The sequence below is a fragment of the Microbacterium sp. LMX7-1.2 genome, assembly GCF_040675935.1.
Taxonomy (GTDB): domain Bacteria; phylum Actinomycetota; class Actinomycetes; order Actinomycetales; family Microbacteriaceae; genus Microbacterium.
In genome coordinates this window covers 1,886,176-1,899,214 of record NZ_JBEGIL010000001.1, presented here as the reverse complement: position 1 = coordinate 1,899,214, position 13,039 = coordinate 1,886,176, and the positions used below count along the sequence as shown (strand labels likewise).

Here is a 13,039-nt window from a genome sequence, read left to right as displayed (position 1 = left end):
CCCCAGCGTGCGGATCGATGTGTGGTCGCCGCCGCCCACGGGTGGACGGCGGCGGGTATGGGAACGAGGGTAGAGGAGGGGTGTTCACACTATGCCGTCGGTGCTGTGTACACGCGGCGGCGCCGCGCAGGCGAGGGGTGGGACCGCGTCGAGACGCGGCCCCACCCCTCGGGATGGTCGTGATCGGTCAGGGGATCGCCCGGCGGAACGCGAGGAACGATACCCCCGCGAGGACCGCGACCACGACGAGTCCCCACAGCGCCAGGCCGAGGGCTCCGAGATCACCGATTCCGCGTCCGACGTGACCCCACAGCTCGAGGCGCGTCACGAGGAACACGAGCCCGACGAGCACGAGCGCCAGCGCGATGCTCACGATCGTGAGCACGAGCGGACCCCAGCTCTTGTAGATCGTCGCGCCTGTGAATCCCACGACGAAGAAGAACAGTGCGAGCGTGAAGTAGACGATGAACGCCCCGACCGGACCGGCCTCCCACAGCCACGGCAGGTAGAAGACCCACCCGTTCACGCCGTATCCGTTCGTGAGGGTCTCGACGGCTCCTCCGAGGAGGAACAGCACGCCCATGAACGCGCTGCCCAGCACGGCCGTCAGCACGGTGCCGAGGAAGAAGTCGCGTCGAGTGATGCTCATCGCCTGGGAGAACGGGAAGGTGAGCGTCATGGCAGACATCCCGATCGCGAAGAAGTACCAGAGGGGCGCCTGCCCGCCGCCGCCGTACTTGGGCTCGTCGCCCGGGATCATGGCGTAGATCAGCACCGAGATCAGGGTCGCGGCGCCGAGCACGATCAACGGGACCCAGACGAAGGTCTGCCGGTTGATCAGCTGCAGGCGGACGACGTTGAGCGTGCGTCGCATCAGCGGACTCCTTCCTTCGTGGGGTCGCCCGTCGGGGTCGACTCCGCCTTCTGCGTGAGCCGGACGATCAGCTGCTGCAGCGAGACCGGCGCGAGGTCCAGGCCGGATGCCGTGATATCGGCGCGCTCCTCGGCGCTGAGCCGCCCCAGCACGGTGACGGACGCCACCCGGCCGAGCGCCTCGCGGTGCAGGACCTCGCGGCCGGAGGCCCAGGCATCCACCTTCGCGGCATCGCCGACGACGGTCACAGCGCGGTCACGCACGGCATCCGTGTCCTCGTTCAGCAGGATCCGCCCGTTGTCGATCACGATCACCTTCTCGATGAGGTTCGAGACCTCGTCGATCAGGTGCGACGAGAGGATGATCGTGCGCGGGTGCTCGGCGTAGTCCTCGATCAGCCGGTCGTAGAAGATCTGCCGCGCCACGGCATCCAGGCCCAGGTATGGCTCGTCGAAGAACGTGAGGTCGGCCCGCGAGGCGAGCCCGATGATCACCCCGACCGCCGACAGCTGGCCGCGGGAGAGCTTCTTGATGGTCTGCTTCATGGGCAGCTGGAACTGCTCGATCAGCTCGTCCGCGAGCGCCTGGTCCCAGTTCTCGAAGAACAGGCTCGCGGCCTTGAAGGCGTGGCGTGGATAGGCGTCGTCCGGGTACTTCTGGCTCTCGCGCACGAAGCAGACCCGGTTGAGCACGTGCGTGTTCTCGTAGGGGTGCTCTCCGAAGACCTTCACGGTGCCGGACGACTCGAAGTTCTGCGCGGTGAGGATCGACATGAGTGTCGTCTTGCCGGCGCCGTTGCGTCCGAGGAGGCCGTAGATCGAGCCCCCCTCGAGGCTGAGCGACACGTTGTCGAGTGCGCGCTTGTCCTTGTAGCGCTTCGTGAGGTTCTGCACCTCGATGACGGCGGTCATGCGGGGTTCTTCCCTTCTGTCTGTGCTGCGTCGGTTTGTGCGGCCCGCTCGGTGAGCAGGGTCGCGAGGTCGGTGGCGCTGAGTCCGAGCGTGCGGGCTTCGGCGAGGAGCGGGTCGATGTAGCGGTCGGCGAACGCCGAGCGACGCTCTCCGAGCACGATGTCGCGGGCGCCGGCGGCGACGAACATGCCGATGCCGCGGCGCTTGTACAGCACTCCCTTGTCGGTGAGCATGGCGACTCCCTTCGCTGCCGTCGCAGGGTTGATCCGGTAGAAGCCGGCGAGCTCGTTCGTCGAAGGCGCCTGCGTCTCCTCCTCGAGCGAGCCGTCGATGATCGAATCCTCGATCTGCTCGGCGATCTGGAGGAAGAGGGGCTTTCCTTCTTCGATCACGAGTCCTCCGCGTTGGTTGGTGGGTTAGTTACTCGACTAGGTAACCACCTAACCGCACGCGTGTCAACAGCGCGTCGGGCACGGTTTCGGAGCGGATGGCGTGACGCGCCGTCTCGGTAGGTCTCGGCGCGGCGTGTCGGACGCCACTTCCGAATCTGCGCCCGGGGGCGAGGGCGGTCTCGACACCGGGACCGTCGGTGCGCCTCAGGCGCGCGGGCGGCCCACGTACATCGACCCGTGCAGCTCGGCGACGTGGTCGAAGGCGAGACGGCTCGCAGCACCGGCATCCCCGGCGCGCAGCGCGTCGACGAGGCGGGCGTGCTCCTCGTTCGACTCCCGCAGATACTCGATGCGGTAGGGGATGAAGTACGCGTAGAGCTCGTGCGAGACCCGGTGGTGCAGGTCGACGGCTCCCGCAGCACCGCCCATCGCGGCGAGCTCCTCGTGGAACGCCGCGTCAGCGGTGCGGAACCCCGTCCAGTCCGGCACCGTGCGCATCTCCTCGACCAGGGCGTCGAGCCGCGCGAGCCGGGCAGCGTCGGGCGCGGCGCCCGCCACCGCGGCGAGGCCTGCCTCCAGGACGGCTCGCTGGTCGATCAGGGCGTGCACGTGCGCGGCGTCCGCCCGGTACGCGTCGATCTCGCCGACGGTCCCGACGGCCGGCGAGTCGGCGATGAACGTGCCGCCCGCGTGGCCCTTGCGTCGCACGACCACGCCCTCCTCGCTCAGCGCGCGGTAGGCGCGGCGCACGGTCATCTCGCTGACCTCGAACGCGCGGGCCGTGTCGTCCGTGCCGGGCAGGCGCTGGCCGGGCACCAGCATCCCGAGCTCGAGGGCCAGCGAGATGCGGGCCCGCACGGTGTCGACGGCCGTGGTGCGGCGGATCGCGCCGAGCGCCGGGGAGGCCAGGTCCATCGTGCGTCCTCGTCTCGGGTAGGCACCGGCCGGGCCTGCTCGGCCTAGCTCGTCGCGCGTTCCTCCGCGCGACCCGGTGCGGCGTCGTCCTCGGCGGGTTCGGCGTCGAGGCGGAAGCGCCTGCCCCACACGATACCGACCACCATGGCCGCGACGGGGATGAGCGCGAGCACGGTGCTCACCACGACGCTGCCGCCGGTGACGAGCGTGAAGTTCGACAGCACGAGCCACAGCGCGAGCACGAGGCCGATCACCGCGAGCACCGGGAAGACCCGGGCCTTCACGGAGCGCCCGGAGGCCAGCTCGGGGCGTCGTGCGAAGAACACGAGCACCGCGATCGAGGTCGTCAGCATCAGCAGCACCATGCCGACCGTCGCCACGCCGGCCATCGAGCCGAAGACCCCGACGAGCGGGTCGAGGCCCAGCACGGCCAGCACCGCGAGCACGATGGCCGCCGTGATCGTCTGCACGACGGAGGAGAACGCCGGGGAGTGGTGCGAGGCGTGCCGACGGCCGAGGCGCGCGGGCAGCACGGACTTCTGCGCGAGCGTGAACTGGTAGCGGGCGATCACGTTGTGGAACGACAGCACGCACGCGAACAGGCTCGTGATGAGCAGGACCTGCACGACATCGCGCACGATCGGCCCGAGGTACTTCGTCGTCGTGTCGAGCAGCAGGTTGCCCTCGCCCGCGAGCGTCTGCTGCGCGACAGCGACCGCGTTCGCCGCACCGACGCCGGTGACGAGAGCCCAGCACGAGATCGCATAGAACACCCCGATGATGATCACCGCGAGGTAGGTCGCCCGCGGGATCGTGCGCTCGGGGGTGCGCGCCTCGTCGCGGAACACCGCCGTCGCCTCGAAGCCGATGAAGCCGGTCAGGGCGAACAGCACGGCGACGCCGATTCCTCCGGTGAACACGTTCGCGGGGTCGAAGGTCTCCATCGCGATGCCGTCGGCGCCGCCCGTCGCGAAGATCACGACGTCGAGCACGACCACCACGAGGATCTCGAGAGCCAGGGCGATGCCGAGCACCTTGGCGCTCAGGTCGATGTGTCGATAGCCGAGAACCGCGACGATCGCCATGGTCGCGAACGAGTAGAGCCACCAGGGGAGACTCGGCCCGCCGAAGAACGTCACGAGGTCGTCGACCGCCCAGCCCATGTAGCCGTACACGCCGACCTGGATGGCGGTGTAGGCGACCAGCGCCGTGAAGGCGGTGCCGAGACCGAGGCGTGAGCCGAGGCCTGCCGTGACGTAGGAGAAGAAGGCTCCGGCCTCCTTCACGAACGGGGTCATGGTCACGAAGCCGACCGAGAACACCAGGAGGATCACGGCGGCGAGCGCGAAGCCGATCGGCGCACCGGGGCCGTTGCCCGAGCCGATCGCGATGGGCACGTTGCCGCCGATCACGGTGAGGGGTGCGGCGGCGGCGATCACCATGAAGACGATCGCGCCGGTGCCGAGCTGGCCGTCGAGGCGCTGGCGCGGCTCGGCGAGGGGGGAGACGGTCATGAGGGTCACTTTCGGCTGAGCATCCACGGGCGGATGCGGGAGGAGGGGGTCGGACAGCGAGAGTGGTGCGGGTCGTGCGGGTGGTGCCGTCGGCGCGGTCGTGCCGGATCAGTACAGGTCGGTGCGGCGGTCGTGGAGGTACGGGTTCTCCTGGCGAGCGCTGCGGGTGGTCTCGGGATCGATCGTGGCGATCAGGAGACCGGTGTCGTGCGGGCCGAGGGCGGCGAGCGTCGTGCCGTCCGGGGCGGCGATGCTGCTGCGGCCGACATAGGCGAGGTCGCCCTCGACGCCCACGCGGTTCACGTAGACGACGTGGATCTGGCTCTCCCAGGCGCGCACCGGGATGAGCCGTTCGGCGATGTGCGCGTAGGGCTCCATCTGCGCGGTCGGCACGATCACGGCATCCGCTCCGTCGAGGGCTGCGGCGCGCACGGTCTCGGGGAACTCGACGTCGTAGCAGATGAGCACCGAGAGCCGGACGCCGTGCAGCTCGACCGTGCCGGGGAGGGCGTCGCCCGGCTCGAACAGGCTGCGGTCGAGGTCGCCGAACAGGTGGGTCTTGCGGTAGCGGAGCAGTTCGCGCCCGTCGCGGTCGATCAGGACGAGAGAGTTCGCGATCCCGCCTCCGGGCATCGGTTCGGGGAGTCCGGCGACGATCGCGATGCCCTCGGCGGAGGCGATCGTCGCGACGCGGTCGCCGAGGTCGGGGGTCGCGAGCGGGGCGAGGCGCTCGCCGATGTTGTACCCCGTCACGAACATCTCGGGGGTCACGAGCATCTGCGCGCCCTGCGCGACGGCATCCCGCGCGGCGGCGGCGACGATCGCCAGGTTGGCGTCGACGTCTCCCGGGACGCCCTCATGCTGCAGGCCGGCGATGGTCAAGGTCATCGGATGCTCCTCGTGGTGCGACGATGCACCCATCAAACAGATCATTGTGATCTATTAGATGACCATTGTGTTCCGATCGTGTTACCTGCGCAAGAGGAAGACCCTCAGCCGCGGAGATCGCGGGAGCGCAGTGCGAGAGCCGACGCGGCCGCGAACACGACCGCGAGACCCCACGTGAGCGCCAAGCCCCCGGCATCCACTCCTTCGGCCAGAGGCGACTGCCGGTACACCCAGGCGTACGGCGACAGCGCGTTCATCCACTCCAGATCGCTCGACTGCTTCGCGAGCGCCTGCAGGATGTACCCGAGCACCGCGATGCCTGCGCCGACGCCGGTCGCCCAGATCCGGCGACCCGTCGCGGCCCCCGCGAGCAGTGCGGCGGATGCCGTGAGGAACGCGAGCCCCGTGAGGGCGGCGCTCGCACCCACGATGCGCCAGCCGTCGAGCCCGAGGTCGGACGGGCCGTTCAGCGCCGCCACCATCAGGCCCGAGAACCCGCCGAGCCACAGCAGCCGCACGAGCACACCCAGCGCGGACTCGAGCGCGTACTGCCCGCGGCCGATGCCGTGCGCGAGGTCGAGCTCGGCGCGGCCGCTCTCCTCCGCACCGGCCAGCGCGGCAGACCCCCACACGACCGCGGCGATCGTCAACAGGAGGAAGCCCATCAGCCCGTAGAACGTGCTCTGCGTGTAACCGGCGCCGCTCGAGATCTGGTCGTAGCCGATGGTCTCGACGAGCTGCTTCGGGAGGGCGGCGATGAGGTCCTGCAGCTGTGCGCTGCCGCCGAGGCTCGGGTACAGGGGCAGGTAGAGGCCCAGGACCGCCGCGAGGCCGAGGGTCCACCCCAGCAGGCTGCGCCACGACTCGCGCAGACCGCGCCGGAACACGGGCAGGATGCCGTTCATCGCCGCTCCTCCCGCCGTGCGCGCCGTGTTCGTGGGGCGGTGCCCGCTCCCTCGACGCCCCTGCCCGGCGCCGAGGCCCCTGCGGAATCGCGTGATGCGGAGGGGGTGTCGGCGACGGAGCGGGGCGTCGGCGTCACCGCGGCCGGAGAACCGGATTCGCCGTAGAGCCGCAGCACAGACTCCTCCAGGTCGGGCTCCTCGACCGTGAGATCCCGCACCTCCCACGCCGCGAGCGTCTTCACGAACGGATCGATCGCGCCCTCGACGGTGACGGCGACGTGCAGGATGCCGTCAGCATCGCGCACCTCCAAGCCGGAGATTCCGGGCAGGGCCTGGAAGGCGGATCGTACGGCCACGGCATCCGTCGCTCTGACCGCGGCGCGGATGCGGCGGACCGACCCCAGACGCAGCGAGGCGACGTCGCCGTCGGCCACGACCCGCCCGTCGGCGAGCACCGCCACCTCGTCGGCGGTCTGCTGGATCTCACTGAGCACGTGCGAGCTGAGCAGGACGGTCTGCCCGGCATCCCGCGCCTCGCGCACCATCTGCAGGAACTCGCGCTGCACGAGCGGATCGAGGCCGCTGGTCGGCTCGTCGAGGATCAGCAGCTCCGGGCGGTGCATGAACGCCTGGATCAGGCCGACCTTCTGCTTGTTGCCCTTCGACAGCGTGCGCACGGGGCGGTTCAGGTCGACGCCGAGACGGTCGGCGAGCTCTCGCGCGGTGCGCAGTGTCGCGGCGGTGTCGTGGGCACCGGACACCTGCGCGTAGAACGACAGCATCCGGTGCCCGCTCGATCGTCCGTCGAGACGCAGCTCGCCCGGCACATAGCCGAGCCGGCGACGCAGCGCCGCCCCACCGTGCCGGGGGTCCTCGCCGAGCACGCGCACGCTCCCCGAGGAGGGGCGGATCACGTCGACCAGCGTGCGCAGGGTCGTGGTCTTGCCCGCGCCGTTCGGGCCGATCAGCCCGAACACGGTGCCGGGGCGCACGTGCAGGTCGAGCTCGTGCAGGGCGACCCGGTGGCCGTATCGCTTGTGCAGCCTCTGGATCTCGATCGCGTCGGTCATGACGTCTCTCCTTCCGTCGCAGCCTCGTCGTCGGCGAGGGCCTGCCGCGTGCCGTCGAGCAGCGCGGTCGTCGAGTACACCCCGTGGGTCAGCAGCTCCATGGTGGGGAGAGTCAGACGCCGGAGGCCGGCCGGGCTGAGCTGGTCGGAGCCGAGCACCCGGCTGAGCTGCGCCCGCATGACGAGCGGTCCGAGCCCGATCAGCGTCACGAGCAGCGTCGTCATCTCGGGGTCGCTCATCGGCTCGAGCATTCCGGCGTCGCGCTGTCCGTCGAGCACGGCGCGGGTTCCATCGAGGATGCTGTCGAACAGCCGGTCGGCCGCGGGCGAGCCGTCGACGAGCATGCGCGCGAGGTAGTCGATGTAGGGCCCGTAGCGTTCGATGTCGTGCATGGCGGCGCGGATGCGGTCCTGCGTCGGGGCGTCGATCACCCCGTGGTCCTCGTCGATGAAGACGCTCACGACGTAGGCGTCGCACTCGTCGCGCAGCGTGTTCTTGTCGCCGAAGTGGTGCACGATGAGCGCCGCGCTGACGCCGGCCTCCCGGGCGATGCTGCGCAGGCTGGCGGCGTCGAAGCCGTCACGGGCGAAGGCGACGATCGCCGCGTCGCGAATCCGCGCGCGGGCGGTGAGGTCATCGGGTGCTGAACGCATGTACAGAATGATAAACACACGTTCAGTCGGTGTCAACAGGTCGCGCTCGTACGCTGGTGGAGTGGACTTCCCTTACTCGCGCCTGCGCCGTCGCCCCGACGTGGAGGCGGAGAACCTGCAGGCGCACGACGCGACCGACCTGCTGCTCGTCGACCGCGCACTCTCCCTCGGCGTGGAGGGACCCGAGATCGTCGTGATCGGCGACGAGTACGGCGCGATCACGTTGCCACTGACGGCATCCGGGCTCCGCGGCATCCGCGTCCACCAGGACCTCGCGACCGGGCGCCGTGCGCTCGCGCTCAACGCCGCAGACCTCGGCCTCGAGGGATTCGAGCCGCACGACCTCGGGGCGGCGCTGCTGTCCGGGGCGAGGGTCGTGCTGCTGCAGCTGCCCAAGGCGCTCGCCGAGCTCGAGGAGATCGCGGATGCCGTCGCGCGGTGGTCCCCTCCCGACGTCGTGCTCGTCGCGGGAGGCCGGGTCAAGCACATGACTCTCGCGCAGAACGAGGTGCTCGCGCGAAGCTTCGGCCGTGTGCAGGCCGAGCGCGCCGAGCGCAAATCCCGCCTCGTCGTCGCCGCCGAACCGCGGCAGGTCCCGGTCGAGCCGCCGTTCCCGGTGGAGCAGCGGCATGGCGACCTCGTCCTCGCGGCCCACGGTGGGGCGTTCGCCGGCGCGAAGCTCGACATCGGCACGCGGGTTCTCCTCGACGTGCTCGGGCTCGCCGATCCGCAACTCCGGAGAAGCGCGCCCGAATCCGGGGAGACCGAGGTCCAGCGGCCATCAGCCGGCCGATTCTCCGGAGTTGTGAACGAGGAATCACCGGCAGCCGCGCCGGTCGTGGTCGACCTCGGCTGCGGCACGGGCGCGCTCGCCGTCTCGTACGCCCTGGCCCACCCGGATGCCCGGGTCATCGCGACCGACCGCTCCGCCGCGGCAGTCGCCTCCGCCCGCGCCACCGCGGCGGGCAACGGCGTCGCCGACCGGGTCGCCGTCATGCACGACGACGCGGCCTCGGAGCTGGCCGATGCGAGTGTCGACCTGGTGCTGCTCAACCCTCCGTTCCACCTCGGCACGAGCGTGCACACGGGGGCCGCGACGCGGCTGTTCGGGGCCGCCGCACGCATCCTCCGCCCGGGCGGGGAGCTCGTCACGGTGTTCAACTCCTCGCTCGGCTACCGCGCTGAGCTGGGCCGCATCGTCGGTCCGACCGAGCAGCTGCACCGAACCCCGAAGTTCACCGTCACGCGCAGCATCCGGCGCTGACGAAACGCCCGGGCGACACCTGGGCAATCCCCCGGTCAGGCGGAGAAAGTCAGACAGGCTAGCAAATGCGGATTTGCCCCTGACCGGCCATTTCGTTACGTTGGAAGTCGGGCCTGACGGTCCGTAGACCAGTCCGCGGTCACGTCCTTCTTTCGATGAGCTGTGCTGCGAAGAGGCGTGGGCGTACGGTCGATGCTCTATCGCGGTGGATCCGAAATCCGCCGTCCGCGCCGCCACAGCAGCATGTCGAAACGGCCGGGAGCGTCACCCGGGCGTAACCGAAGCAGGCTCAGCCACCCGAAGGCGAGCCGCAGGGGAAACGTGTCCGAAATCGCTCTTGAAGCGCGCAATCTGTACAAGGTGTTCGGGAAGAACCCGAACCAGGCGGTCCGCCGCCTGAAGTCGGGGGAGAGCCGCACCGACGTCGCCGAGAACGGAACGGCTGCCGTCATCGACGCCAGCTTCACCGTGAACCGCGGCGAGATCTTCGTCATCATGGGGCTCTCGGGCTCCGGCAAGTCCACCATCATCCGCATGCTCAACGGCCTGCACGAGGCGACCGACGGCTCCGTCCTCGTGGAGGGCGACGCCATCACCGGCATCCCCGGTGCGCGTCTGCGCGAGATCCGCCGCGACCGCGTCTCCATGGTGTTCCAGCACTTCGCCCTGCTGCCGCACCGCACGGTCGCTGCGAACGTCGCCTACCCGCTCGAGCTCAAGGGCGTCGGCAAGGCCGAGCGCCTCGCGAAGGCCGAGGAGATCCTCTCGCTCGTGGGCCTCGAAGGCCAGGCCGACAAGCTGCCCTCCGAACTGTCCGGCGGGATGCAGCAGCGGGTGGGCATCGCCCGCGCGCTCGCCGCCGACTCCGACATCCTGCTCATGGACGAGGCGTTCAGCGCCCTCGACCCGCTCATCCGACGGGAGATGCAGGAGCAGCTGCTCGAACTGCAGGAGAAGCTGCAGAAGACCATCGTGTTCATCACGCACGATCTCAATGAGGCCATGTTCCTCGGCGACCGCATCGCCGTGATGCGCGACGGCCGCATCGTGCAGATCGGCACGCCCGAGGACATCCTCACCGACCCGGCCAACGACTACGTCGAGCAGTTCGTGCAGGACGTCGATCGTGCTCGCGTGCTCACCGCCGCGAACGTCATGGAGCGTCCGCGTCCGGTCGTCGCCGACACCGCCGGCCCCCGTACGGCCCTGCGCCACATGCGCGATGCCTTCATGTCGGCCACGTACGTCACGGGACGCGACCGCAAGCTGCTCGGCATCGTCACCGACCGCGACGCCGTCAAGCTCGTGCGCCAGGGCGTCACCACGCTCGACTCGATCCTCAAGCCCGCGCCGCAGAGCGTGAGTCAGGACGAGGTGCTGATGAACCTCTTCATCCCCTCGGTCGAGTCGCCGCTGCCGCTCGCGGTCGTCGACGCCCAGGGTCGCCTGGTCGGCGTCATCCCCCGCATCACCCTCCTCGCCGCTCTCGGCCCCGGGCCCGGCGCGACCGGCGAGCTCACGCTTCCGCTCCTGCCCATGCCGCAGGCGGAGATCGATGCCGTGCTCGACGACGGCTGGACCGCTGATCCTTCCGCCGCGCCGCCGCGAGACGAGACCCCGACCCCGGAGGAGGTGCGCTGATGGACTTCCGCATTCCCCTCGGTTCGTGGGTCGCCGCCGGTGTCGACTGGATCAAGACCAACCTCGACGGCCTGCTCGACGTGATCTCCTTCGTCGTGAGCTTCCTCGTCGACGGGCTCACTCGCGCGCTGCTCAGCCCGCACTTCGTCGTGATCATCGTGGTCGCGGCGCTGCTCGCCTGGTTGGTGCGCTCGTGGCAGCTCGCGATCGGCACCGTCGTGTCGTTCACGCTCATCGTCGCGATGAACCTGTGGGTTCCTGCGATGCAGACGCTCGCGCTCGTGCTCGTCGCGGCCGTGATCGCGGTCATCATCGCGGTCCCGTTGGGCATCTGGTCGGCCCGCAACGCGACGGTGCGCACGATCCTGAAGCCGGTCCTCGACTTCATGCAGACGATGCCCGCGTTCGTCTACCTGATCCCCGCGATCGTGTTCTTCAGCATCGGCGTGGTCCCCGGACTCGTCGCGACCGTGATCTTCGCGCTGCCCCCGGGCGTGCGACTCACCGAGCTCGGCATCCGCGGCGTCGACTCCGAGACCGTCGAGGCCGGACAGGCGTTCGGCGCCAAGCCCGGTCAGATCCTCCGCGGCATCCAGCTCCCGCTCGCGATGCCGACGATCCTCGCCGGCGTCAACCAGGTCATCATGCTCGCCCTGTCGATGGCCGTGATCGCCGGTATGGCGGGTGCCGACGGACTCGGCAAGATCGTCGTCGAGGCGATCTCGACGATCAACATCGCCAAGGGCGTCGAGGCGGGACTCGGCGTCGTGCTCATCGCGGTCTTCCTCGACCGCGTGACCGCCGCGCTCGGATCGCCGTCGGAGAACCGCTCCTCGCTGCTCGGCATCCTGTCGCGTCGTCGTGACCGCCGCCGTCTCGACGACACCGCTCGGGACATGGCCCGCGAGAACGCGGCATCCGACACGAAGGATGCGGCGGACGAGGCCGAGCGCATCAAGGCGTCGCCGCGTCGCGCACCCGGCGGCGGCATCGGCTGACTCGACTCATCCCTTCCCATCACACAGCACCCATACGTAACGAGAGTGAGACACACATGAAGAAGAAGCTCCTGACCATCACCGCACTCGGCGCCGCCGCGACCCTGGCCCTCGCGGGCTGCAGCGGCGACGGCATGGGCGGAACCGGAGGCGGTTCCGGCAGCGGCAGCGAAGGCGGCGGCGACAAGGGCACCATCACGCTGGGGTTCCTGCCCTCGTGGACCGACGGCCTGAGCACCGCCTACCTGCTGCAGGACCAGCTCGAGAAGATCGGCTACACGGTCGAGATGAAGACGCTCACCGAGGCGGGCCCGCTGTACACGGGTCTGGCCCAGGGCGACGTCGACATCTACCCCTCGGCATGGCCCGAGCTGACCCACAAGTCCTACATGGACGAGTACGGCGACGACATCGAGGATCTCGGCGCGTACTACGACAACGCCAAGCTCACGATCGCGGTGCCCGAGTACTCCGAGCTGAACTCGATCGAGGACCTCGCAGGCAAGGGCGCGGAGTTCGACGGCAAGATCATCGGCATCGAGCCGGGCGCAGGCCTCACGGCGCAGACGCAGAAGATGATGCCCGAGTACGGTCTCGACGGCGAGTACGAGCTCGTCACCTCGTCGACCGCCGCGATGCTCACCGAGCTGAAGTCGGCCACCGACGCCGAGCAGGACATCGTCGTGACGCTGTGGCGTCCGTTCTGGGCCAACGACGCCTTCCCGCTGAAGGACCTCGAGGATCCCAAGGGCGCCATGGGCGAGGCCGAGGCCCTGCACTTCCTCGGCACGAAGGGCTTCGCGGAGGAGTTCCCTGAGGCCGCAGAGCTGATCGAGAAGATCAAGCTCGACGACGAGCAGTACGGCTCGCTCGAGGATCTCGTCGTCAACGAGTTCGGCGAGGGCAAGGAAGCGGATGCCGTCGACGCGTGGCTCGAGGAGCACGGCTCGGACTTCGACTGGGTGGTCAGCTGACCTGACGCCGGGGCACGCCCCCGGTCGTTGAGCGAGCGCG

The 13,039-nt window shown here is 69.6% G+C and carries 13 protein-coding genes; 4 read left to right on the top strand and 9 right to left on the bottom strand.

Going from position 1 to position 13,039, the window contains the following annotated elements; all coding sequences use genetic code 11:
• Window positions 1-187: 187 nt before the first annotated feature.
• From MRBLMX7_RS09215 to MRBLMX7_RS09175, 9 genes are all read right to left on the bottom strand, one after another.
• On the bottom strand, window positions 188-874 hold the full coding sequence (locus MRBLMX7_RS09215) for a hypothetical protein (protein ID WP_363367816.1): 687 nt from the start codon (window positions 872-874) through the stop codon (window positions 188-190).
• The gene (locus MRBLMX7_RS09210; protein WP_363367814.1) at window positions 874-1,785 is read right to left on the bottom strand and encodes an ABC transporter ATP-binding protein; all 912 of its coding nucleotides are present in this window, start codon (window positions 1,783-1,785) and stop codon (window positions 874-876) included. The genes MRBLMX7_RS09215 and MRBLMX7_RS09210 overlap by 1 nt, the downstream gene beginning before the upstream one ends.
• A complete protein-coding gene (locus tag MRBLMX7_RS09205) occupies window positions 1,782-2,177 on the bottom strand; it encodes a GntR family transcriptional regulator (protein ID WP_363367812.1) in 396 nt (131 codons plus the stop codon). Before MRBLMX7_RS09205 ends, MRBLMX7_RS09210 begins: the two co-directional genes overlap by 4 nt.
• Window positions 2,178-2,381: 204 nt before the next feature.
• Complete coding sequence (locus tag MRBLMX7_RS09200; protein WP_363367810.1) at window positions 2,382-3,092, bottom strand: FadR/GntR family transcriptional regulator; 711 nt, start codon at window positions 3,090-3,092, stop codon at window positions 2,382-2,384.
• A gap of 44 nt (window positions 3,093-3,136) precedes the next feature.
• Window positions 3,137-4,606: an APC family permease gene (locus MRBLMX7_RS09195; RefSeq protein ID WP_363367808.1), complete on the bottom strand. Its 1,470-nt coding sequence runs from the start codon at window positions 4,604-4,606 to the stop codon at window positions 3,137-3,139.
• 108 nt (window positions 4,607-4,714) lie between these two features.
• Window positions 4,715-5,494: a carbon-nitrogen hydrolase family protein gene (locus MRBLMX7_RS09190; protein WP_363367806.1), complete on the bottom strand. Its 780-nt coding sequence runs from the start codon at window positions 5,492-5,494 to the stop codon at window positions 4,715-4,717.
• 104 nt (window positions 5,495-5,598) lie between these two features.
• On the bottom strand, window positions 5,599-6,399 hold the full coding sequence (locus tag MRBLMX7_RS09185) for an ABC transporter permease subunit (protein WP_363367804.1): 801 nt from the start codon (window positions 6,397-6,399) through the stop codon (window positions 5,599-5,601).
• A complete protein-coding gene (locus MRBLMX7_RS09180) occupies window positions 6,396-7,469 on the bottom strand; it encodes an ABC transporter ATP-binding protein (protein ID WP_363367802.1) in 1,074 nt (357 codons plus the stop codon). The genes MRBLMX7_RS09185 and MRBLMX7_RS09180 overlap by 4 nt, the downstream gene beginning before the upstream one ends.
• Window positions 7,466-8,122, bottom strand: a complete 657-nt coding sequence (locus MRBLMX7_RS09175; RefSeq protein ID WP_363367800.1) for a TetR family transcriptional regulator — start codon at window positions 8,120-8,122, stop codon at window positions 7,466-7,468. The genes MRBLMX7_RS09180 and MRBLMX7_RS09175 overlap by 4 nt, the downstream gene beginning before the upstream one ends.
• Window positions 8,123-8,183: 61 nt before the next feature.
• Between MRBLMX7_RS09175 and MRBLMX7_RS09170 the strand changes: the two genes are divergently transcribed.
• The 4 genes from MRBLMX7_RS09170 (at window position 8,184) to MRBLMX7_RS09155 (ending at window position 12,999) form a co-directional block, all read left to right on the top strand.
• Window positions 8,184-9,386: a class I SAM-dependent methyltransferase gene (locus tag MRBLMX7_RS09170; protein ID WP_363367798.1), complete on the top strand. Its 1,203-nt coding sequence runs from the start codon at window positions 8,184-8,186 to the stop codon at window positions 9,384-9,386.
• A 321-nt stretch (window positions 9,387-9,707) separates the two neighbouring features.
• On the top strand, window positions 9,708-11,027 hold the full coding sequence (locus MRBLMX7_RS09165) for a quaternary amine ABC transporter ATP-binding protein (protein ID WP_363367796.1): 1,320 nt from the start codon (window positions 9,708-9,710) through the stop codon (window positions 11,025-11,027).
• On the top strand, window positions 11,027-12,025 hold the full coding sequence (locus MRBLMX7_RS09160) for an ABC transporter permease (RefSeq protein ID WP_414685091.1): 999 nt from the start codon (window positions 11,027-11,029) through the stop codon (window positions 12,023-12,025). The genes MRBLMX7_RS09165 and MRBLMX7_RS09160 overlap by 1 nt, the downstream gene beginning before the upstream one ends.
• 56 nt (window positions 12,026-12,081) lie before the next feature.
• Window positions 12,082-12,999 (top strand): glycine betaine ABC transporter substrate-binding protein, encoded by a 918-nt coding sequence (locus MRBLMX7_RS09155; RefSeq protein WP_363367794.1) that lies wholly within the window; start codon window positions 12,082-12,084, stop codon window positions 12,997-12,999.
• The last annotated feature ends 40 nt before the right edge of the window (window positions 13,000-13,039 follow it).